Source organism: Luteibacter sp. OK325 (genome assembly GCF_003050935.1).
Lineage (GTDB): Bacteria > Pseudomonadota > Gammaproteobacteria > Xanthomonadales > Rhodanobacteraceae > Luteibacter.
Genome location: NZ_QAOX01000004.1, coordinates 108,226 through 130,894, shown reverse-complemented (window position 1 = coordinate 130,894; position 22,669 = coordinate 108,226). Strand labels below are relative to the sequence as shown.

The window sequence follows — 22,669 nt, the reverse complement described above, 5'->3', positions numbered from 1 at the left end:
CGACCCCGCTTTCGTTTCCGTCCCCAGGAAAACATGATGAATCCCCCTCAGCTACGTATCTACCGCCACCGCGCGCTCGCGGTGGCCCTTTCTGTCGTTGCGCTCGGCGCCGTCGGCGCCGTCGGCGCCGTCGGCGCCGTCCATGCCGCAAAGGACAAACAAGCCGTCGCCGCCACCGCGGCTGTCGACGAAGCCAACCCGCTGGTCGGCACCGCACCACTGGATAAGCAAGAGTTCATCGGCAACGCACCGCCGCCGGGCGAGCCGCTGTACTCGGGCATGACCTCGCCAGGTGCGAGCCTGCCGCAGAGCTCGACCGATGCGGCGCCGGTCAACATCAATGCCGACCTGAGCTTCGCCACGGGTGTTCCCGTGGCCTACGCCTATGGGCGCCCGGCGATGATCGGTTTCACCGGTGGTGGCTCGACGTATGGTGCACGCGCCGCGCCGATGATCATGCCGGTGGTGGGCGACTGGACCGTGCCGCCGGATTACGCCGCGTCGTACTACGACAAATCGACCGAGAAGGCATCGCCGGGTTACTACGCTGTCGATCTCGCCACGTTCCACACCCGCGCCGAACTGACGGTAACGCAGTGGACCAGCCTGATGCGCTTCACCTTCCCGGCCAGCCACCGCTCGAACGTGGTGGTCAACCTTCGTCGCGCGGGTGGTGACGTGGAAGTCGTCGGCGATCGCACGATCCGCGGTGTCGATACGGGAAGCCACGGCAACCACGACGCGGACGGCCCGTACTTCGTCGCGGAGTTCTCGCGTCCTTTCGCCGCCTTTGGCACGTTCCACGCCAATGTCAGCGACAAGGGAGAGGGTCTCGGTCACGAGGACATCCAGACCGGTCAGCGCAAGGTATCGGGCAACTATGCGGGTGCCTATGTCACCTTCGATACCAAGGACGGCGACCAGGTACTGGTGAGGATCGCCCACGGCCACAGTGCCGACGAAGCCGATCAGCGGCTGCATGCGGCGGACGGGGACTTCGATAGCGTGCACGCCAAGGCGCGCGCCGCGTGGGCCCAGCTGTTCGATCGTGTCGAGGTCACCGGTGGCACGCCGAAGCAGCGCACGTTGTTCTACTCGACGCTTTATCACTCCTTTGCCAGCCCGCGCGTTGTCGCGCGCAAGGGCGAGCAGTACACGGATGCCAAGGGCCAGCTCAAAGTTGCCGCGTACGATCTCTACAGCCCCGTGCCGTACTGGGACACCGGCCGCAACCAGATCGCGTTGCTGATGCTGCTCCAGCCGAAGGTCGTGCAGGACATCATGCGTTCCGAGCTGGAGCGGGCGCGCGAACACGGGTACATGAACACCTCGTTCCATGGCGACCACGCCGTGTTCCTCTACGACGGCGCCATGCAGCGCGGTATACCGTTCGACTACGCCGGCGCGTACGAGGTGTTGCGCAAGAACGCGACGGATCCGAAGGGACCGCGCGGTTACCTCGCCGAATACGACAAGAACGGCTGGATCTCCGACATCGTTCCCCCGGGCAATCCGAGCCCGCCCTATGCCGGCGGCAAGGCCGGCGTCGCCACGACGCTGGAGTATTCCTGGGACGATCACGCGCTCGCCGATCTCGCCCGGCGCGTCGGCAAGAAAGACGATGCCGAGATGTTCCAGCGCCGCGCCGCGAACTACCGCAACGTGTTCGATCCCTCGGTAGGCTTCTTCCGTGGCCGCACCGAGGACGGCAAGTGGATCTCGCCGTTTGACCCCGCTGAGCCGTACTACAACTTCATGATGAAGGAAGGCTCGGGCTGGTCCACGCTCTGGCTGGTGCCGCACGACGTGCAGGGCCTGATGAACCTGCTCGGCGGACGCGACGCCTTCAATGCCAAGCTCGACACGTTCTTCAGTACCCCCTACGCGCCCAAGGGCATCTGCCGCGATTGCACGGGCGTGATCGGTCAGTACGTGCAGGGCAACCAGCCGGACCAGCAGGCCGCGTATCTATACGCGTGGAGCGGCCAGCCCTGGAAGACGCAGGCACTGACACGCCGCATCCTCGCCGATCTGTACGGTAGCGACGCCACCGGCTACGGTTACCCCGGCATGGACGACCAGGGCTCGACATCATCGTGGTATGTGCTCAGCGCCATGGGCTTCTACCCGGTCGATCCCGCCACGCCCGATTACATCATCGGCAGCCCCATCTTCGACCGCGTCCGCCTGCGGTTGGGCAACGGCAAGGTCTTCGAGATCGTCGCGCGCAACAACTCCGAGCGGAACATGTACATCCAGTCCGCCACGCTCAACGGCAAGCCCTGGACCAAACCCTGGTTCAGCCATGCCGACATCGCCAACGGCGCTACCCTTGAATTGACCATGGGCCCCGAGCCCAGCAAGACCTGGGGCACCGACCCGCACGACGCGCCGGCCTCCATGTCGAGCGCAACGCATTAAGGACCACGAATGAAGAACACCGCAAAAACAGCGTCGGAGCAGCGTAATCTGTGGGAGCCGCTTCAGCGGCGATGGCCCAAAGTAGCCAACCCACAAACCTGGCTCGCCATCGCCATCGCCCTGGGCACCGCTCCCACAGCCATGGCAGCGTCAGACAATTCAGCAGTCTGGAACGGCAAGTCGGCCCCCTTGGCAACACCATGGACCTCAGCGGTTTCGCCGACCAACGCCTTGCCCGAATACCCCCGCCCCCAACTGGCCCGCCCATCCCTCGACCACCCCCAATGGATGAGCCTCAACGGCCTGTGGCAGTACGCCGCCACAGACGGGCAGGGCACACCGTCGTTCGGCAAATCGTTGAACGATCAGGTGCTCGTGCCGTACCCGATCGAGTCCGTGCTTTCCGGCGTGCAGAAGCACGCCGACTTCATGGTCTACCGCCGTCTGGTGGACATCCCGGCGTCGTATACCGCGCAAGGCAAACACGTGCGCCTGAACTTCGGCGCGGTAGCGCAGGACGCGACGGTCTACGTCAACGGCAAGGAAGTAGCGCGGCATACAGGCGGCTACACGTCCTTCGGTGCGGACATCACACAGGCACTTCGTCCCAGTGGCTCGCAGGAAATCGTCGTCGCTGTCCACGCACCCGTGGATAGCGCCAACGTGATGGTCGGCAAGCAGCGGCTGAAGCCGGAGGGCATCTTCTACACCGCAGCTTCCGGCATCTGGCAGTCGGTGTGGCTCGAGCCCGTGGCGGCGACCAGCCTGGCGCAACTGGACTTCACGCCAGTGGCGAGCCTGGATGGCTTCACGGTGACATCGAAGCTACAGGGCAGCGACGCTGGCGCCACTCTCCGAGTGACCGCCTATGCGGACGGCAAGCCGGTGGGCGAAGCGAAAGGCCCGGTCGGCACGCCGCTGCGGCTGACGATTGCGCATCCGCGGCTCTGGAGCCCGCAGGATCCTTTCCTCTACACCTTCAAGGCCACGCTCGAGCAGGACAAGCAACGCGACGAGGTGACCAGCTACGCCGGCCTGCGCACCATCGGTATCGCGAAGGTGGGCGGCCTCAACCGGATCGTGTTGAACGGCAAGCCGACCTTCCTGCTGGCCACCCTGGACCAGGGCTACTGGCCGGACGGCATCCATACCGCACCCACCGACGAGGCACTGAAGTTCGACATCCAGAAAACCAAGGACCTGGGTTTCAACACCATTCGCAAGCACATCAAGGTGGAACCGGCACGCTGGTACTACTGGGCCGATCGCATTGGCCTGATGGTATGGCAGGACATGCCGGCGCTGCCGAACGGGCATAACGAGAAGCTCAGCGACGCCGACAAGGCGGGCTTCCGCAAGGACGTCTCTGCCATTGTCGAGCAACTCAAGGGCGAGACGTCGATCATCGGCTGGATTCCGTTCAACGAGGGGTGGGGGCAGTGGAGCATTCCCGCCGCCGCCGAACTCGCCGCGCAGATCAAGAAGCTCGACCCCTCACGCCTGGTCAATGCGCGTAGCGGTGCCAATTGCTGCGACACCAAGGGCGATCCACACGCGGGCGATCTCATCGACATCCATGACTACCAGGGCCCGGGTCTGCCCGCTCCTGATGCGACGCGAGCCTCGATGGATGGCGAGCACGGTGGCCTGACACTCGGCGTTCCCGGCCACATCTGGCCAAACACCGCGATCAATCCGTATGGCGACGTGAAAGACAACGCCGCATTAAACGATGGCTACGTCGCCAACACCGCCGTGTTGCGTGACAAGGGCCCGGGCATCGGTGTGTCGGGCAGCGTCTATACGCAGATCACCGATGTCGAAGGTGAGCACAATGGTCTCTACACCTACGATCGCAAGGTCGAGAAGGTGGATGAGGGCAGGGTGCGGGCGATCAACGAAGCGACGATTCGAGCAAACGGTCAGCCCTGAATCGGTAGCGACGCCTACAGACAACTTCAAGTTGTTTTGATACGGTGATTCCGTTGCCTGCGTCGTCGCTGTGAATGCTGCGCAGGCAACCATCGCTCTATGCGGTGAGAAGCGCGGCCCAGAGGTGTTAGCGCACCCCTGGACCGCTAACCAAAACCAACTGGATATAAGTTGATATGGCTAACACCGATCATACGGTACCCGCTCGCCCGCCGGATCCCCCCGGCGACACCCCCATCGGTCACCGGGCGCTCTGCATTCCCCGCAGACACGGTTGAAGAACCGCGGCGGCAGCCGCAACCCTGAGTTTTTTCTCGGCCGAGCAACACGGCGCGCCGCCGTGTGGACCCGAGAACAGGCGCTGCTTTCCGTCGCAACACACTTCGTCAATCAAGCCGCACGGCGTCCGGACACGGGCAGCCGATGAACCCGCGAATCCGTTAGATCCGCGGCACGCTGCGCGATGCGTGGCGTGTCGCACCTGGATACGGGGGCGGCAGGCAAGGAGAACGTCATGGCCACAACAAAACGTCACAGCACCCACCCCGGATTCCACTACCACATTGACCCCGAAGCCACGTCACACGACCTGATGAACGAAGCCACCGAATGGCTTCAATACGCCCGCAGCCTCACGCGGCTACTTGCCGACTTCATCCATGAAGCTGATACGTTGGACTGCCAACGTGTGGCGCATGGCATGGAGGCGATCGGCGCGCTGATGCATATGGGCGTGCAGTGCACGGCGCAGGCGCATGCTCGGATGTGTTGGGAGAAGGGGATGGACAGATGACTTTGGCGGCGAAGAATGGTGCGGCTGCGTGCTAGCTGATATGGCCACGGCCCGAAGAACTTCCGTCGCCGGTAAGGTTGGCATCACACAAAATACGCTGGAGTACACCGATTCCTGTGCGTCCCGGTTGGTACCAGAATCGTGCGTCGCACTGCGTAGCAGCCGGCGAGTCTATCTATGCCCTCGTCCAGTCCGATTGAAGACGGAAAAATCGTTGTAACCGGAGAATGGGCAACGAGGGGTGACGCAGCCGACACACGCACGCCATTCAAGACCAGCGTTCCGGTAGCGATTTCACACTAGTCGTACGCGGACTCGGTGGCGGATCGAGGAAACTTCCTGGCCGATAATCCTCGGTACGCGAAAGCGGGTCTCTTCGACCCGGGTGTGAAGGGGGATCTGGAAAAGGAGGCCGCGGCTATGGCGAAAGCGGGATATGCCACCGACAGGTCGTATGCCGATAAGCTCATCCAGACGGGTCACGGTCCTACACTGCGAGCCGGGATCGCACTGGCCGAAGGCAAGTCTCCGTAGGCTCATGACAAGGAGCACAACGGGGTTGTTCGCTTGGGGGATAGAGGTGATGCCGTTGGCGTTTGGTCCCGGTACCGATTTCGCTGTGAAGACCTTTCAGCACGATCACGGGCTGCGTCCCGACGGCGTGGTGGGGAAGGCGACGCTCGCATCGATGGCTGAGGCAGGGGGAGCCTGGTCTCAGCCGCTACGGCCGCTGGATTCGACCGCATCGATCACGTCGTGCGTCAAGTAGCGAAACAACCCTCCGTCTTACGACGAATGGGCTCCTTGGGGGAGGCGTAGTAATTGCCGCTGATTCGGTGACGATGAATCTCGACTAAGGCGGCGAGCGGCCAACAGCGCGCGTTGGGCGCCCTGTGGATCTTGGGCGCGCCATGCTTTCCGGCTACTTTGCCGGTTGCACCACGACTTCCCGCGATGTTCGCGTCTGGATCAACGCATCGTAAGTCGCGTACTTGTAAAGGTCTCCAAGCGTCGGATAGTTGAAGCAGGCGCGGTTGAAGAGGTCGGCGCCGGCGTCGAGAAGCATGGCGATCATGCCGATGTGCACGGTCTCGGTGGCGTGTTCACCGATCACGTGCGCTCCGAGGAGCTTCATGTCGTCACGCCGGAACAGTAGTTTGATCATGCCGTGGTCGTCGCCGAGGATGCATCCCCTCGGTGTGTCGGCGGCCCGCCAGCGGCCCACGATGTAGTCGACGCCTGCCGCGCGAAGCGATTCTTCCGTCGCGCCGATGGAGCCGATCTCGGGAATCGTATAAATGCCCGTGGGCAGTAGCGAGGCGACGTCGCGTTTGAGGTCCGATCCGAGGGCGCGGTTCATGGCGGCACGGGCCTGCTCCATACCCGTCGCGGCGAGAGCCGGTGCGCCGATCACATCGCCTGCGGCGTAGATATGGGGCACCGTGGTGCGGAAATTCTCGTCGACATCGATCAGGCCACGGTGCCCAGGGGCGATGCCTGCGGCGCCAAGGTTCAATCGTTCGGTGTTGCTGGTCCGCCCGGAACAGACCAGTACATCGTCGCAGGCCAGTGACTCACCCGATGCCAGTATCACCTCGACCTTGCCATCGTCATGGGTGACGCATTGCGCGACACGTTCGCCCAGATGCAGGTGTACACCCAGCGCGGTCAGGGCCGTCGTGAGGGCGCTGGAGATCTCGGCGTCAATGAAGGGTAGCAGTGACGACCTTCCGTCGACGAGATGCACGGTGGTGCCGAGGGCGCAGAATGTCGAGGCATATTCACATCCGATGACGCCGGCGCCGACGATCACCAGCACGCGTGGCACCGACTCGATGTTGAGGATCTCGTCGGAGTCGTGCACGTGGGGATGTTCGAAAGGAAATTCGGCAGGCCGAAACGGTGACGAGCCCGTGGCGATGAGGATAATGTCGCCGCGCACCCGTTCGGTTTCATTCCCCGGGCCTGTTATGCAAACCTTGTTCGCATCGACGAAGGCGCCCGATCCGACGCGTCGCTGGACGGCCAGGCCGTCCAGGCGGTGACCCACGCGCCTGTGCTCGCCGAGCATCACGTTATCGCGATGGTGCGTGAAATCCGCGATCGTGGCTTCGCGCCGGAGCGACAGATCGACGCCATAGAGGCGGCGGGAACGGATGCCCGATAACGCCAGGGCGGTTTCGCGCAAGGTCTTGCTCGGGATCGTGCCGGTGTTGATGCCCGCACCGCCGATCTGTGCCTCCCGCTCGATCAGGAGGGTACGCGCGCCCATGAATCCGGCGGCCACCGCACCGCTGATACCGGCGGGACCGGCTCCAATCACCACTACATCGAAGGTTTCCACGAGCGTCTTCACCGGTGCGTAGACGGAGTTCCTTCGATGATACTCGCGCGGGTGGTTCGGTCCACAGAGTAAAGGTACCGATGGCAGCTTACGGTTCACGCTATATTTCCTGCCAGATGGCGTATCCGCCATGACAGGGGGAATGTACTGTGACGAGATTCATCGCGCTGGCTCTTGGGCTGGCAGCTATTCTGTGGGCACCGCTCTCGATTTCCACGGATGCGCCTGCAGGACCAGGAAGTCGTGGACGCTGAGTACAAGGTGCTCCGCGAGAAGGTTCTGCCACTGGCGAGACATAAAAAGTAACGAGTCGAAACGTCTAGGCGCTCGTCACGCCGCCCCACGGCAAAGTCGGCATGATGGGCCCAGACTCGTGAGACGTTGGAGGGTGCGATGGGTGAGCGGGACTCGTGCGGTGCGTGTCGAAATGGCGAAGCCTTCGCCGGTGCCATCACGATGGCGTTCCAGCCCATCGTGGACGCCGTCGGGCAAACGGTTTTCGCGCATGAGGCACTGGTTCGTGGGGCGGACGGCGCGTCCGCTGCGGATGTCCTCGCCTCGGTCGATGCGAACAACCAATATGCCTTCGACCAAAAGTGCAGGGTGAGGGCCCTGGAGTGTGCCGTTGAGGCTCAGCTACCCGCCATGGTCTCGATCAACTTTCTTCCCAATGCCGTCTACAACCCCGAGCATTGCCTGCGCACGACCTTGGCCGCGGCGCAACGGCTGAACCTGCTGGCGGATTTCCAGCCTGACCTGCTGAAGTTGGATATAGGCCTTATTCGTTCGATCGATACGGACAAGGTGCGTCAACGCATCGTGCGGCACGTAAGCCAGCTATGCGATGACCTTGACGTGCGCGTGATTGGCGAGGGAGTCGAGACTGCCGATGAGTCATCGGCGTTGGTGGACCTGGGGATCGTGCTGCAGCAGGGTTTTCTGTTCGCCAGGCCCGCTACCGGTAAAGCCACCGTTCCCGGCTTTCCTGCCCGATGAAGCGTTTCGGTCGCATTGCCGTGGTCGCGGTCGCACTGGCGCTCACCGCGTGCTATCCCGTGCGCGACACGTCGCGTCCTCCGGCGGTACGTCTCGTGACGGCCCCACAGGCATCGCAACGCATGGTGCTGGTGCTTCCCGGTATAGCCGACAACCTTCAGTCGCTGGAGGCTGGAGGAATCGGGCGGGCCATTCGTGAGGAATGGCCGGACGCGGACGTGGCTCTGATCGAGATGACGATCGGTTACTACAAAGATGGTCGAGCGATGCCCGAGCTGCACGAGATTGTCCGGGCCGCGCGTGAGAAGGGCTACCGGCAGGTGTGGATTGTCGGCGCGTCGCTTGGCGGCATGGGAGCCCTTCTTTACGACGCGACCTTTCCGTGCGAAGTCGACGGGATCGTGCTGCTCGCTCCCTTCCTTGGAGATCGCCGCGTGCTTGACGAGGTGCGCAAGGCAGGCGGATTGAGCCATTGGCAAGCACCGCCGGCCGCCACGCCGGGGCCTGACAATTGGCAGTCTCAGATGTGGCGCCGGGCAAAAGCCTGGTCGAGCCACCCTGGCGGAGACCAGCGTGTATGGCTGGCGTACGGTGACAGGGACAAATTTGCGCCGAACATGGCGCTGTTGACACCCGCCGTTCCGCCGAAACATGTCATCACCGGACCCGGTATCCACGAATGGACGTCCTGGACGCCGCTCGCTTCCCAGGTCTTTGCTGACATCGACCGGGAGACAATGAGCCGTGACGTGGGTGCCTGTTCGGCGCCTTGAGGTTGCATCGAATACCTGTATTTCTCGGATGGTTAGATGCCGAAACCAGTTCATTGACCAAGGCTTCCCTGCGCGCTTAGATTGGGTGAAACCCCGCGTCCCTTGCGACGGGTTTCACCCATCGACAGGCATCGCCAGGCATGAGTTTTCGCAATATCCAGGGCATGCGCGCTCTCGCTGCGCTGATGGTCGTTTCGTGCCATATCTTCCAGAATCTCGAGCCGACGCGCACGCCATGGACAAAGCCGTTCTCCTTTGTCGGAGGAGTGGGCGTCGATATCTTCTTCGTGATCTCCGGGTTCATCATCTACCACGTGATGCAACGGTCGATCTCCAGCATGGACATCGTCGGGAGGGGACCAGCAATCTATGCGTTCGCGATGAAGCGGTTCATCCGCATCTACCCGCTCTATTGGATTGTCTTCGGCGCGTCGTGCCTGATCATGGCCTGGGCGTTGCCCATGGCGCCGCGGCCCGAGCCGCTGTTCCCGTTACTCACGCTCATGGACAACCTGCCTAACGCTCGCGTCTCCGTCGCCTGGACACTGACCTTTGAAGTCTACTTCTACGCCATGGTCGCGCTTAGCCTGACGCTGTTCGCGAGGCGGGCCATGGTCGGTATGGCGATCTGGTTCGCCCTGGTTGGCTGTGCGAGTGTGTTGGGCTGGTGGGTGCCATGGGCGAAACCGCTGGACTTCCTGTTTTCCCCGTTGTTGCTGGAGTTTCTGCTGGGTATCGCCGTCGCCAAGCTCGTCGACCGCGGTTTCCGCCGATTTCACGGTGCGTTGTTGGTAAGCGCTGTCATCTGGATGGCTATCGGCACATGGTTTCAGCGGCCCAGCCTGTTCGCCATGAATGAGGCTCAGCTCGGCAGACTGGTGGCCGTGTCGCGTTCCTTCACTGGCCACGTGATCTGTCTGGGAATCCCGGCGGCGATCCTCATCTACGGGCTGGTCGTGCTTGAGCTTCGCCAACGATGGATCATGCCGCGCGTGCTGCAGTACCTCGGGAACGCATCGTTCTCCATCTACCTGTGGCATGTCGTCGTGTTCCGTGCCGTAGCGGAAACGTTCGCGCGCTTCGGTTGGGTGGGCGTCGTGAATTCGGCCGCGCTCACCGTCCTCATGGTCGCGATAGGCCTGGGTTGTGGGTTGCTCAGCTTCCACGCGCTGGAGAGGCCGTTGCTGAGGGTTCTTGGGCAGCGTTTCTTGGGTGGAGGCGTTTCGTCGCATTCGCTGGATGGCGATAGTTACGCACGGCCCCGTGTCGCTCCTGTGCCGTAGAAAACAGCCAAACGAATCGGTGTCGCAGAGCGGGACGGCAGTGTGCGAGTCTAGGCACACATCACCGGACTATTCGCAGGCATTCACCATGTTTTCTCCCACCGCACTTGCCGCCTCCTTCGATCGTATCCACGACTACTGGTCGCCCAAGGTGATTGGTCAGGTGAACGACCAGTTACTCAAGGCGGCAAAGATCAAGGGCGAACTCGTCTGGCACGCACACAACGGTCAGGACGAGCTCTTCTACATCGTGAAGGGATCGCTGCGCATGGAGTTCGAGGATGGCGCTGTCGATCTGAAGGAAGGCGACTTCCTGACCGTGCCCAGCGGTGTTCGCCACAACCCGGTCGCGGAGGAAGAGTGCTGGGTGTTGCTGATCGAGCCTGCGAGTACGTTGCACACGGGGGATGAAGTGACCTCTCGCACGCGTAGCCTGGCTGAGCAAATGAGTTGAGGGTGGTCCGACTCACCCGTTTTTCAGTAGCCTGCTAGGGCAAAGCGTCGCGCTTGGCGAAGATGCCTGCCATTTCTGCCGCGTTCTCGGTTCCCCAGGCACACAGTGGCATGATCGCGTCGGCAAGGCTGCGACCGAGCGGCGTCAGTGCGTAATCCACGCGCGGCGGCACCTCGTTGTAGCTGGTCCGCGCCAGCACCTGATCGGCTTCCAGATCCTTCAGTTGCTGGATCAGCACCTTGTCGCTCACACCCGGAATTAAGCGCTTGAGTTCGCCGTAACGCTTTGGTCCGTCACGCAGGAAAAACAGGACCAGCGGTTTCCATTTGCCTGAGATGATGCGGAGCGTGGCATTGAGCCCGCAGCCGGAATCGCAGATTTCAGTAGGCGTTGTCATTTTGGTACTTACCTAAAAGTGCATACTTGTCGTTAGGTTATCAGGCCCGCATTCTTTTCGTCAGGCAAGCAATTCCCTGCTTGCATACGACTTCAATGAAGGATGCACATCATGACCAGACTCAACGGAAAGACCGCTGTGATTACCGGCGGCGCTACCGGCATCGGCCGCGCCGCGGCAAAGCGCTTCATCGAGGAAGGTGCCTTCGTCTTCATCTTCGGTCGGCGTCAGGAAGCGCTCGATGCCGCTGTGGCCGACCTTGGCCCGAATGCCCGCGCGGTGAAAGGCTCGGTCTCGGATGAAGCCGACCTCGATCGCCTCTACGCGGCGGTAAAAGCCGAGCGCGGAACCCTCGACATCGTCTTCGCCAACGCCGGCGCGGGAAGCCAGCTTGCGCTCGGCAAGATCACTGCTGAACACATTGATGAGGCCTTCGACACCAATGTGAAGGGCACGATCTTCACGGTGCAGAAGGCGCTGTCGCTGATGGGTAAGGGCGGCTCGATCATCCTCACCGGATCGAGCGCAGGTACGACGGGGGCCCCGGGCATGAGCGCATACAGCGCTAGCAAGGCGGCGGTGCGCAACCTCGCGCGCACGTGGGCGGAGGATCTTAAGGGCACTGGCATCCGGGTAAACGTGCTTTCGCCCGGGGCGACGGCGACTGATCTCGCGAAGGAGGCGCTAGGCGAGGAGGGCCAGAAGGTCTACGCCTCGATGACTCCGCTCCTACGCATGGCCGACCCGTCGGAGATCGCTGCAGCCGCTGCCTTCCTCGCGTCGTCGGACAGCAGCTTCATGACCGCCAGCGAAGTCGCCGTCGACGGCGGCCTTGCGCAGCTCTGACGCGCTAACGGAGAGAGTCGATGAGCATCGAAGAAAATGTTCAGGTCGTGAAGGATTTTTTTGCAGCGATCGGTAGCGGCGACAAGAAGGGCTTGCTGGCGCTGGCCGCCGAAGACGTCGAGTGGATCCTCCCGGGCAAAGACTGGCCGCTTGCCGGAACGTACCGCGGACACGCGGGGCTGGCGGACCTGGTAAAGAAGGAATCAGAGACGATCGAGATGAAGATCTCTGAGCCGCGAGAATTCGTAGCGCAGGGAGACCGGGTCCTCGTCGTCGGCGTTGCCAGGGGAAAGATCAAAGCCACGAACAAGTCGTTCGAGGACAACTGGATCTTCGCCATTACGGTCCGGGACGGCAAACTGACGAGCATCCGGGAGTACATTGATACGCAGGCCATGGCGCGGGCCGCGTGGACGGACACTTCCGGGCCGACAACGGAGATCCCGATGTACGACAAATCCAGGCTATCTGACTTGATCCGGTTCGCACGCGTAGATGCGGGCTCCACTGTCATCGACGTTTACCCAGGCGACGGCGACTGGACGCGTATCTTCTCCGAAGTCGTGGGACCCGAAGGACGGGTCTACAGCTTCGTGCCGACTGAAATCGTCGACATAAAAGCGGATCAGGTCGACCGCATGCGGACGCTGGCGGAGGAGCCGGGCCGGGCGAATGTCCAGGCCGTCTCGGCGGATCTCGTCGCGATGCCGGACGCAACGCAACCAGCGGATGTCCTGTGGCTGCACCTGTTCTACCACGATCTCCACACGCCGCTGATGCAGAAGAGGGGCGCGACGGCGGCTGAGTTCAACCGGGCGGTCTACGAGCAGCTTAAGCCCGGTGGGTTCTACGTCATTGTCGACCACGCCGCCACCTCAGGGGCTGGCACGAGTGATACCCAGTCGATGCATCGGATCGACCCCGCGTCCGTCCGCGAGGAGGTCGAAGCGGCTGGCTTCGTGTTCGACGCGGAGAGCACCATGCTCGCGAACGAAGACGATGCGCACTCGATCAAGGTTTTCGACCCCTCGATCAAGGGCGAGACCGATCGCTTCGTTTATCGGTTCGTGAGGCCCTGACGGCTGTCGGGCAACGTTAACTCTGGCACTGAGATAGCTACTTGATTCTTTGGGGCTATTTCCCGCTAATCGCGGAACACATCACCGCAGTGACATTGCTACGCGTCGTAAAGCAACGCAGTGACGTCGTATCCGGCAGTAAGGCTTAACGGCAGTGATGCGTGGTTTATTCGACGGACATAGCCGAGACTGCACACGAAGTATGTCGCGCCTGCGCCGTAGCCACTGGGGAGAGAGTCCGGTTCAGACGACATCTTCGTCATCGAAGATGTCCTGCTTCGGGGATCCTGAGGCAAGACGTCGAAGGTGTCTTGCCTCATGGGTTCCGGCGACTGCTCCTGACGCTTCGTCGGCAACCTGGATTACGTCAAAGGGCACTACGCCTCCCACGAGGAGATCCCAATGAGCCGAAGTATCCGGTCGCCGCCGTCCTCCCCATATCGTCGACGGCATGACGAGTGGGGGAGGTGCAGGCTGTTGGGGTGAACACTTCTGGTTGATAGGGCGAATAACGACGCCTAGCAACACGTCTGTGCCAAGGCGATCGTTGGTCGTGTGATCCCTGAGTTGTAAGTTATTGCTAATGCGAAAACTCTCTTAGGAAGAGCCCGCGCGGGCGCGGCTTAAGCGCGATCCGTGCGGGACACTAGACCAAGCGTCGAGCCACATTGGTCTCGGAACTAGACTCATTGACTTTTGTGAAAAGGTGTCGCAAGTTATTGCGAGTACCGGCCAGCACCGGCGCACAGGGGATCACGGAATGAGTTTGGACGTGCATGGCGCGGAGATTTATGGCGCCCGTAATTTGAGCTGCAACGTGCCGTCCGGGCATGAAACGAATCAGGGAATCACGGGAAGTGTTCGGTGCACGGAGGGGGGGCGCCGCCGGTTCGGCGTTCGTCTGGCCTCCTTGTTCCTGCTCGGAGCCCTGGTTGCCCCATTACTACCCTCCGTCGCTCTGGCGCAGACCATGGCAACCCCCGAGGAGGATTACAAGAAACTCATCAAGGTCAACGAGGACATCCAGCCGCTAGGTGATACACCCTTCGGCGAGCGGATTGGACTCCACGATGGTTCCCTCTCATTCGAGCAGGTCGACGTCTCCGTCAGCGGGCGTGGGCCGACAATCACGGTCGGCCGCGAGCTCTTCATGCACGGCGCGGAGGATCGTCCCGACCTTCAGAATCGCGCCTTCGCGGACTGGGACATGAGTCTCCCCGAGATAGCGACCGTTACGGCCAATCAAACCAACGTACGCGGCTGGCAGGTGGCGGCCGACAACCAGAACGCCATCTGCACGAACTTTCGTGAGCCGCCCGTCGTCAGCTCTACGAAGGGCTATCAGTCTTGGGATGCGGTTACCTGGTGGCAGGGTTATCAACTGCGTATTCCAGGCCAGGGTAACCAGGACCTACTTCGACGCTATACGACCGGCGCGCTAACGCCGACCGTGAACGGTCTCGTCTACAACATCTTTACCAAGGGCAACTGGACGATCGGATGCCTGGCCCATGCAAGCAACGACTCGAAGCTCGAGGGCTTCCTGGCCGTCTCGCCTGACGGCACCAAGTACTGGCTGGATCATGTGTCCTATCGCTACATGCCGGCGAGCACGCGGGCGGGCGGATCGGCTGGACCCGAGGACATCGTCAGCCGGCGCGAGGGCAGGATGCTCGTCACGCGCATCGAGGACCGGTTCGGCAACGCAATCACGTACACGTACAACGCTGGCGGCGATCTCGTCACTAATATCGACTCGGAGGATCGCCACGTTGCCATCGGCTATGAGTCGGGAACGTCGCGGATCAGTACAGTTACCGTGCAAGGCGGCGCCTCGGGTTCGCGCACGTGGACCTACGGCTATGCGAGGTCGGCCGGCCTGGGTTACACGCTGACCTCCGTTCGCCAGCCGGATGGCAGCAGCTGGAACTACAGCCTCGATCCGATCAGCCGCGCCGTGGTCGACACGAGTACCACGGTTGGAAGCTGCACCGACATCGGCATACCCACGAATATGGGTGCCAGCTACTCGGGTTCGATAACGCACCCTTCCGGTTTGTCGGCGCGTTACACCGTCACGCCGCTCAAGCGCGGGCGTTCCTACGTGCCGAAGGCCTGCAATGCCGGCCCGGGTCAACCATCGGGTCCCACCACGGCAGGCACCTGGGCCGATATTCCGAATGCGTCTTTCAATTTGGCTATTACCCAACGAGTGCTTTCGGGTACGGGGCTACCGTCGTCGGGACTGGTTTGGAACTATGCCTACTCCGCGCCCAATGCCAGCTGGAGCAATGACTGCGCCGCCGGGTGTGTGAGCACGGTTTACACCGACGTAACCTATCCGGACGGCCATGCCGAGCGGAGTACCTTCAGCAACCGCTACGACTGGACCGAAACCCAGCTTCTGAGTGAAGAAGTCTTCGACGGCCAGCCCGGAACAGCGGTAAGGCGACGCACGAGCTACGGTTATGTGAATCCCGACGTCAATTCCGACGGACGGGCGAGTGCCTATCTGCATTCATGGGGAGACGGCTTTCAGTATCGCGCCAACACAACGCTGGTCAACGAGCAGATACCGATGGCGCGCCGCGTAACCGTTCTGGATCCGGCGAATCCATCCCCGGACACGTTTACGTGGAACGCATCGGCTTTCGACGCCTTTGCCCGCCCCACCGATGTCCAGCGCTCGAGCAGCATGGGTTACGCCATATCGGAACGCACGTCGTTCGTGGACGACGCAGCCCACTGGGTGCTTGGCCTTCCCGACACGTCCTACAACCTGACCAGCGGCGAGACCGTCAGCCGGAACGTCTACAACATGGCGAACATGACCTTGTCAGAGCGCTATCGCTTCGGCCGCAGAGTCATGGCCTACACGTTCAATGAGCGGGGCGAGCTCGCCAGCTTTACCGACGGAAACAACAACGTAACCCAGCTCGGCGCCTACAAGCGCGGCATCCCTGGCTCCATCGTCTTTCCGGACCATACGGGCGAGACGATCGCGGTCGATGACTTCGGCCAGATTGCATCCATCACCAACCAGGTAGGCGCCACCACCTCGTATTCTTATGACGGAATCGGGCGAGTTGCCCGGATCGACTATCCCACTGGGGACACGGTGGCCTGGACACCCAGGATCTTCAGCTACAGCTATAGCGGCGACGCTCGCGGCATGGGCGGAAACCACTGGGTTCGACTCATCACCCAGGGAACCTATTCCCAGCGGACGGATTTTGACGCTCTGCTTCGTCCGGTCATGTCAGGCAAAGCGGAAGCCAATAGCGGCGCACTCTATGTGAGCGCCCGCACGGAGTACGACTGGAAGGGACGCAAGACCTTCGAGTCGTATCCGGTCGATGGTGCGCAGGACCGCGGGTCGATCGGACTCGGTGTAGCCACCGCGTACGACGCCCTGGGTCGTGCCGTATCGACGACTCAGGCATCGGAGCTGGGGAACCTTGTTACCACGACGCAATACCTGCCCGGCGGAACGCTCAACGCGACGGACGCCAAGGGCAACACGACATCGAGCCGCTTCCAGATGTTCGATGAGCCGTCTTACGACAGCGTGGTACGTGTGGATGCTCCAGAAGGCGCAACACAGATCATCGTGCGGGACACTTACGGCAATCCTCTTTCCCTGTCTCAGGGCGGCATTACCAAGACCATGGCTTACGACAGTGAGCATCGTCTATGCCGAAGCTGGGAGCCGGAGACGGGTAGCGAGGTGATGGGATATGACGGTGCAGGCAACCTCGCATGGAGCGTATCCGGGCAGCCGTTCAATGGCGCCGGATGCGGTTACGACGACGCGAACATAGCCGCTGCGCCAAGAACTACCCGGAGCTACGATGCGATGAATCGCGTCACGGCCGTGTCATACCCGAACGGCGCGCTGGCGACGACGTTCGCGTACGACGGCACGGGCAATCCACAGTCCGCCGTGTCGTTGACGTCTACCGGCAGCGCCGGGAACTCCGGGGTGGTTACCTGGACCTACGGTCGCAACAAGCGAGGCCTTCTGACCGCCGAGGTGCTGGCTATCGATGGCTGGTCCTGGCCGCTGACGTACGATTACGACACCAACGGCAACCTGCGATCCACGCAGTATCCGGACGGCCAGATTGTGCCCTACGGTCCCAATGCGCTGGGACAGGCCACCGTCGCAAGTCCCTATGCCAGTGCCGCCCAGTACTTTCCGGACGGTGCGCTCAAGTCGCATGCCCTGGGTAATGGCTTGCTGTATTCGGCGGACAAGAACACCCGCGGTGCTCTTTCAAACTTTACCTACGGCACCGCGTCCAACCTGGTGGTGAGCCAGGATTACAGTTACGACAAGGTCGGCAACGTCACCAGCATCTCCGATCGGGTGGGCAGCGGACAGCGCAGTCGATCCATGTCCTATGACGGTCTTAATCGATTGACCTCGGCATCGGCCTCACAGCTCTGGGGCACCGAGAACTACACCTATGACACGCTCAACAACATTCGTGCGCTGAGCAACAACGGTGTCGCCCGTACCTATAACTACAACGGCAACAACCTGCTGGCATCGATTACCGGCACGGGCACCAATATCGCGTTCGCCTATGACGAACGCGGCAACACCGTTGCCAGGGGCAGCCAGATACTCAACTTCGACAAGGCCAACCGCCTCCTGTCCATCACGGGAAGTGGCGAATACATGTACGACGCCGCAGGTCGGCGTGCCAAGAAGGTGACGCCGTCCGGTACCACGTACTACGCGTACAACAGCGCGGGTCAGCTCATGTGGGATGTCGACACGGGCAGTCGCATCGGAACCGACTATGTTTACCTGGGCAAGAAACTTGTAGCTAAATCGAGCGATAGCATCGACAAGCTGCAGTCACGCGAGGTCAGTGCCACGCTGGCCATCGTCGGGGTCCCTCACCTTTCGGTGGATGGCACGACGATCGATGTCACGATCGACATCGGAAACAGCGGCTCGCGCACACTGACCTCATCCACGCAGTACCCCGTGCATCTGGGCAACCATGTCTACGATGGATCGGGCAACATGATCAAAGGCGACGTGGAACGCTTCAACATCCCCGACATCGCTCCGGGTGCCCATGGCACGACGACCATTCACATGGCCTCGGCCGCTGTCCTGGGCAATGGCCGCCGCTTCCGCATCGACCTGGTGCAGGAAGGTGTCAGTTGGTTCGAGGGCTGGGGAACGAGGCCGCTCGAGATCGGTCCCTATTCGACCTGCCCAACCGCTGGCACCGGCAACCTCTGCAACAACGAAACCGGATTGATCCCGTCGCAGTTGGGGATCGCAATGGCGTTCGTTTCTGCACCTCAGCTCACCGCAGACGGTCAGAACGTCACCGCGACCATCGATGTAGCCAACAACGGGACCGTCACCCTGGCCCCGGGCGGTTCCCATCCGATCAACCTCGGCTACCACCTCATGGAAGCCAGCGGGAGCGAGTCGACCGTGGGAACGGTTCGCGCGACCCTTCCCGAGATCGCGCCGGGCACCCATGCCGCGGTAACGATCCTGGTTCCCTCATCGCAGGTCGTGGGCACCGGGCGCACCCTTCGCTTCGTTCCGGTACAGGAGATGATCGCCTGGCTTGACGGCATGGGCGTGGCCACGCTCAATGCCGGACCGTACGCGAAGCTGGCCGGTTCCAACGCGAGTGCCAATGGCGCGGTCGCTCTGTCGTGGGGCGCCATGCCCGGTGCCACCACTTACAACCTGCGCGAAAGCCTCAATGGCGGTGTCTGGACGACCGTTTCCGCGTCGTCTGCCACGTCATGGTCAGGAGGTGGGCGTGTTACGGGCTCGTACAGCTACCAGGTGCAGGCATGTGCTACCGGGTGTTCCACATGGAGCCCGTCGTTCGTCGTCAACGTGCTTCTTCCGCCTCCGGCACCGGCATCGGTGACGGCGACAGCACCCATTCCCGGGCCAATCACCTTGACCTGGTCCGGGAGTTCGACGGCGACGTACTACGTGCTCCAGTCGCAGTTCAACGGTGGCGGTTGGGTAACACTCGGTAACGTGGGCGGGACGAGCTGGTCCACCGGCGTGTCGAGCAGTGGCACTTATGCGTACCGCCTGCAAGCATGCAATGCGTCCGGCTGCAGTGGCTTCACCGGATCGAACGCGGTGGGGATCACCTTGCCTCCTGCTTCGGCGCCGGGCATCGCCGGCGGCGGCACGAGCACCAGCGGTGCCTACACGATCAGCTGGACAGGCGTTGCCGGTGCGACCGGTTACAACCTGGGTGTGTCCGTCAACGGCGGTGGTCTGCAGGGTGTGCAGTACAACGGCGCGACGAGCTGGTCGACGTCAGGGATGGGGAATGCGTCCTACGCCTATCAAGTACAGGCATGCAACGCCGGTGGCTGCGGTCCGTGGAGCGGTGTCACCACGGTTAACGTGACACTTCTGCCCTTGGTCCCAGCGCAGCCGAGGATTTCGCAGACAGGCTCATCCGCCAAACCCGTCGTCATCGTGACCTGGTCGGCAACGGCGTATGCAGCGCGCTATGAGGTGCTGAAGACGAATCAATACGGATACGCGGAAACTATTTATAACGGACCGGACCTGACCATGCGTGGGCTTACGCTGTACACCGGGTCGTTGTACTACAGCGTCCGTGCATGCAATGCGGTGGGCTGTTCGGCTTATGGGCCGTCTGCTTCGGTGAATCTGGTATCCGGGACGGGTGGGGACTGATGCCATGCGAAGGTCTATCAAGTGGCTGTGCGTCCTGGACTTGCTCTATTGCAGCGTCGCGCAGGCCAGAATCGTAACGTATGTATACACGGATCCTTCTTCGGGGACGCCTCTTGCCGAGGCGGATCCGCAAGGCAATACGACGGTGAGGTTCGATTATGCCCCTTATGGCGTTTCTGCGATGGGCTCTGCGCCTAACGGTCCGGGCTATACGGGGCATGTGAACGATCCAGACACGGGCCTCGTCTATATGCAGGCGCGCTACTACGAACCCTCGGCCGGCCGTTTCCTCAGCGTGGACGCCAAGGGCCCCACAGGTGGGGATGTCTTCAAGTTCAGCCGGTACGCGTACGCGAACAACAATCCTGCGGGAAACATCGATCCGGATGGAAGGGACATTCTTGTCATCGCTGGCGGGCGGAGGGAGGGAAGCATCAATTTCTTCGGCCACATTGCTACTTCGGTTGAGGGTTACGGCATAGCGAGTTATGGCACGGATACAGCCCTTGGCAGCTCCACCACCCAGTACATCGAAAGCCAAAGCGCCGTGCGAGCCCAAGTCGTCACGGTTATTACAACCACGGCTTCTCAGGACGCGAAAGCCATTAACTTCATTACGACGAGCGAAAGCAAGAACACAGTAGAGCTCATTGACAATTGTGCCGTTAAGACGAACTTGATCGTCAACGCGGCGGGGGTAAATACAAGTGGCATCCCTTTCCCCGGAGGCACATCGAGGGATATCGCGTCGCAGCCCGGAACAAAGTCCTATCTTATTCCGCAGAACAGTCAGATTCCCCAGGAGCTACGGGCTATCTTGCCCAACTTTGATCCCAAATCTCAGCCGCCACCCCCGCCACCCCCGCCGCCCGATCCGAACTCCCAGCTCGGGGATGCATCAAATGGATGACATAGGCCTGCACAGGGAAGCCAACGAATGAAAAAAACAAGGAAAGCACGAAGGCCGATCTGGTTCATCGCAGTGATCGTCTTGATATCACCGTTTGCATCATGCAGTTACATCTCGCATGAGCGTAACGCGGCTTTTAACTCAGTCCAGATAGGCGATACCAAAGACAAGGTCATCGACGCATTTGACGCGAAGTTCGTTAGTAAGCCATCGGGAGTTGCCTACACGAAGTACGACACCGGCGGATGCCAGAGCCCCTGCGTGGAACGACTGTGGTTCGAAAACATACTGTCAATGGACATCGAGGCGTGGTCGTTTGATCTTGACAAGGGGGGCCGCGTCATCGGCAAGGGAAAATGGAACTCTCCCTGATGCAGTAGTTGTGCTTGGATCTGGTTCACTGAATTGCAAAGTGCTCGCGCGTAACGCCGTCGGAAGCTCGGCGTGGGCTCCTGGTACGTCGATCACGTTGGTCTTGCTTGGGAGGATGAGAATGAGGATGTGGGGAAGATTGATGGTGTGCTTGATAGTGGGCGTGACCACGCTCGGGGCCTCGGCCACAAGGCAAGTTACCTACTATCTGGTGGATCCTCAGGGAACTCCTCTGGCCACCATGGACGCCGCGGGGCAGGTCCTTGCGTCGAACGACTATAGTCCGTACGGCCGGGAAGTCATGGGAAGCAGCGAGCCGATTGGGTATACCGGTCACGTTGCCGATTCCGAGATAGCGTTGGTGTATATGCAGCAGCGGTATTACGACCCCGACACCGCAATATTTCTATCCCGGGACCCCGTGGGGCCGGATGCAAACAGCGGAGCGCACTTCAATCGCTATAATTACGCGTACTCCAATCCTTATCGATACACCGATCCGGACGGTCGCTGTCCGATGTGTATTGGCTTCTTGATTGGCGCTGGAATCGAGATAGGTATGCAGTGGGCGACGACCGGCAAGGTAGACAACTGGACGGCGGTCGCGGTGTCGGGCGGGGTAGGCGCGATTACAGGTGGTGTGGGCGCTATCGCGGGACGCGCTGCGATAAGCGGGAGTATCACTGTCGCGCGTGCGGCAACCACTACTGCGCTTGCGGGGGGTGCTGCAAACGCTGTTGGTAAGGTCGTTGAAGGCGAGGTCAACAATAAGCCAGCTTCTTCCAAGGAGGTCGCCATTTCCGCGGCAGCTGGCATGGTAGGTTCGGGCGCAGGATCTAAGATCGCCCTCGCGACAACTGCGAAGCTAGAGAGCATGGCAGCACAGTCAACACTTACAGGGTCAATTGGTCGCACCACCCAAGATGCGGTGCAGCAGGGTGGGAAAATTACAGAGAATGCACCATCTTTGGTCGGCAAGGCGGCGGAGCTGGTTCCAGACGCAACTTCAAACTACGCCGAGAAAAAGGCTAATCCTTAGCATCTTGATACTCAACGCTCCGAACGGAGAATGCGATTGCACGCCTACAAATACCTCGCGTGGAGGTTTGCCCTGATTTCCCTTGTTCCGGCGGCAGCATACGTATATGCCGCAGGCTGGTGGACGGGGTTAAAGGTCTACCTGGTCTTCATCGTCGTTGGGCAATCTGCTCTTGCCTGGACGTATCGGAAGGATATCGCGCAGGCTCGGCGTAATCGATTGCGCTGAGAGCTGCGCGCTCGGCAGCGATGGCAAAAGTGTGCCGAACGAATGGAACGGTTTTGACGGCAAGAGAATTTGGCAGTGCTTGCGAAG

At 61.4% G+C, this 22,669-nt stretch carries 15 protein-coding genes; 13 read left to right on the top strand and 2 right to left on the bottom strand.

Annotated features, from left to right (window positions below; translation table 11 throughout):
- Positions 1–36: 36 nt before the first annotated feature.
- The 3 genes from C8J98_RS10600 (at position 37) to C8J98_RS10590 (ending at position 5,146) form a co-directional block, all read left to right on the top strand.
- Entirely contained in the window at positions 37–2,421 is a 2,385-nt protein-coding gene (locus C8J98_RS10600) for a GH92 family glycosyl hydrolase (protein WP_107913172.1), read from the top strand.
- A gap of 189 nt (positions 2,422–2,610) precedes the next feature.
- Complete coding sequence (locus tag C8J98_RS10595; RefSeq protein ID WP_158272675.1) at positions 2,611–4,353, top strand: sugar-binding domain-containing protein; 1,743 nt, start codon at positions 2,611–2,613, stop codon at positions 4,351–4,353.
- Positions 4,354–4,867: 514 nt separating this feature from the next.
- Complete coding sequence (locus C8J98_RS10590; protein ID WP_107913170.1) at positions 4,868–5,146, top strand: hypothetical protein; 279 nt, start codon at positions 4,868–4,870, stop codon at positions 5,144–5,146.
- A gap of 922 nt (positions 5,147–6,068) precedes the next feature.
- Here the strand turns inward: C8J98_RS10590 and sthA are convergent.
- Complete coding sequence (gene sthA, locus C8J98_RS10580) at positions 6,069–7,589, bottom strand: Si-specific NAD(P)(+) transhydrogenase (protein WP_199229880.1); 1,521 nt, start codon at positions 7,587–7,589, stop codon at positions 6,069–6,071.
- 294 nt (positions 7,590–7,883) lie between these two features.
- On the opposite strand from sthA, the gene C8J98_RS10575 reads away from it, so the two are divergent.
- The 4 genes from C8J98_RS10575 to C8J98_RS10560 all read left to right on the top strand — a co-directional run bounded on the left by C8J98_RS10575 (position 7,884) and on the right by C8J98_RS10560 (position 10,996).
- Entirely contained in the window at positions 7,884–8,486 is a 603-nt protein-coding gene (locus C8J98_RS10575) for an EAL domain-containing protein (RefSeq protein WP_107913167.1), read from the top strand.
- 122 nt (positions 8,487–8,608) lie between these two features.
- Positions 8,609–9,259, top strand: a complete 651-nt coding sequence (locus tag C8J98_RS10570) for an alpha/beta hydrolase (RefSeq protein WP_158272674.1) — start codon at positions 8,609–8,611, stop codon at positions 9,257–9,259.
- Between the two features lie 140 nt (positions 9,260–9,399).
- Positions 9,400–10,542 carry an acyltransferase gene (locus C8J98_RS10565; RefSeq protein ID WP_107913165.1) on the top strand — a complete coding sequence of 381 codons (1,143 nt, stop codon included), beginning with the start codon at positions 9,400–9,402 and terminating at the stop codon, positions 10,540–10,542.
- Positions 10,543–10,630: 88 nt separating this feature from the next.
- Complete coding sequence (locus tag C8J98_RS10560; RefSeq protein ID WP_107913164.1) at positions 10,631–10,996, top strand: cupin domain-containing protein; 366 nt, start codon at positions 10,631–10,633, stop codon at positions 10,994–10,996.
- A gap of 34 nt (positions 10,997–11,030) precedes the next feature.
- Here C8J98_RS10560 and C8J98_RS10555 read toward each other — a convergent pair whose 3' ends face one another.
- Positions 11,031–11,393, bottom strand: coding sequence for a helix-turn-helix domain-containing protein (locus C8J98_RS10555; RefSeq protein WP_107913163.1), 363 nt, complete (start codon positions 11,391–11,393; stop codon positions 11,031–11,033).
- Between the two features lie 111 nt (positions 11,394–11,504).
- Between C8J98_RS10555 and C8J98_RS10550 the strand changes: the two genes are divergently transcribed.
- The 6 genes from C8J98_RS10550 to C8J98_RS10520 all read left to right on the top strand — a co-directional run bounded on the left by C8J98_RS10550 (position 11,505) and on the right by C8J98_RS10520 (position 22,354).
- Positions 11,505–12,239, top strand: coding sequence for an SDR family oxidoreductase (locus C8J98_RS10550; protein WP_107913424.1), 735 nt, complete (start codon positions 11,505–11,507; stop codon positions 12,237–12,239).
- Positions 12,240–12,259: 20 nt separating this feature from the next.
- Complete coding sequence (locus C8J98_RS22295; protein WP_233260190.1) at positions 12,260–13,318, top strand: nuclear transport factor 2 family protein; 1,059 nt, start codon at positions 12,260–12,262, stop codon at positions 13,316–13,318.
- Positions 13,319–14,288: 970 nt separating this feature from the next.
- Positions 14,289–20,033 (top strand): hypothetical protein, encoded by a 5,745-nt coding sequence (locus C8J98_RS10535; protein ID WP_158272673.1) that lies wholly within the window; start codon positions 14,289–14,291, stop codon positions 20,031–20,033.
- 4 nt (positions 20,034–20,037) lie between these two features.
- Positions 20,038–20,943, top strand: coding sequence for an RHS repeat-associated core domain-containing protein (locus C8J98_RS10530; protein ID WP_107913161.1), 906 nt, complete (start codon positions 20,038–20,040; stop codon positions 20,941–20,943).
- A gap of 27 nt (positions 20,944–20,970) precedes the next feature.
- Positions 20,971–21,315: a hypothetical protein gene (locus C8J98_RS10525; RefSeq protein WP_107913160.1), complete on the top strand. Its 345-nt coding sequence runs from the start codon at positions 20,971–20,973 to the stop codon at positions 21,313–21,315.
- 163 nt (positions 21,316–21,478) lie between these two features.
- Positions 21,479–22,354: an RHS repeat-associated core domain-containing protein gene (locus C8J98_RS10520; RefSeq protein ID WP_158272672.1), complete on the top strand. Its 876-nt coding sequence runs from the start codon at positions 21,479–21,481 to the stop codon at positions 22,352–22,354.
- The last annotated feature ends 315 nt before the right edge of the window (positions 22,355–22,669 follow it).

Bases quoted from the DNA above. Each gene is read 5' to 3' on its own strand.
- C8J98_RS10600 (WP_107913172.1), top strand. From the start codon at position 37: ATGAATCCCCCTCAGCTACGTATCTACCGCCACCGCGCGCTCGCGGTG.
- C8J98_RS10590 (WP_107913170.1), top strand. From the start codon at position 4,868: ATGGCCACAACAAAACGTCACAGCACCCACCCCGGATTCCACTACCAC.
- C8J98_RS10575 (WP_107913167.1), top strand. From the start codon at position 7,884: ATGGGTGAGCGGGACTCGTGCGGTGCGTGTCGAAATGGCGAAGCCTTC.
- C8J98_RS10570 (WP_158272674.1), top strand. From the start codon at position 8,609: ATGGTGCTGGTGCTTCCCGGTATAGCCGACAACCTTCAGTCGCTGGAG.
- C8J98_RS10565 (WP_107913165.1), top strand. From the start codon at position 9,400: ATGAGTTTTCGCAATATCCAGGGCATGCGCGCTCTCGCTGCGCTGATG.
- C8J98_RS10560 (WP_107913164.1), top strand. From the start codon at position 10,631: ATGTTTTCTCCCACCGCACTTGCCGCCTCCTTCGATCGTATCCACGAC.
- C8J98_RS10555 (WP_107913163.1), bottom strand. From the start codon at position 11,393: ATGACAACGCCTACTGAAATCTGCGATTCCGGCTGCGGGCTCAATGCC.
- C8J98_RS10550 (WP_107913424.1), top strand. From the start codon at position 11,505: ATGACCAGACTCAACGGAAAGACCGCTGTGATTACCGGCGGCGCTACC.
- C8J98_RS22295 (WP_233260190.1), top strand. From the start codon at position 12,260: ATGAGCATCGAAGAAAATGTTCAGGTCGTGAAGGATTTTTTTGCAGCG.
- C8J98_RS10535 (WP_158272673.1), top strand. From the start codon at position 14,289: ATGGCAACCCCCGAGGAGGATTACAAGAAACTCATCAAGGTCAACGAG.
- C8J98_RS10530 (WP_107913161.1), top strand. From the start codon at position 20,038: ATGCGAAGGTCTATCAAGTGGCTGTGCGTCCTGGACTTGCTCTATTGC.
- C8J98_RS10525 (WP_107913160.1), top strand. From the start codon at position 20,971: ATGAAAAAAACAAGGAAAGCACGAAGGCCGATCTGGTTCATCGCAGTG.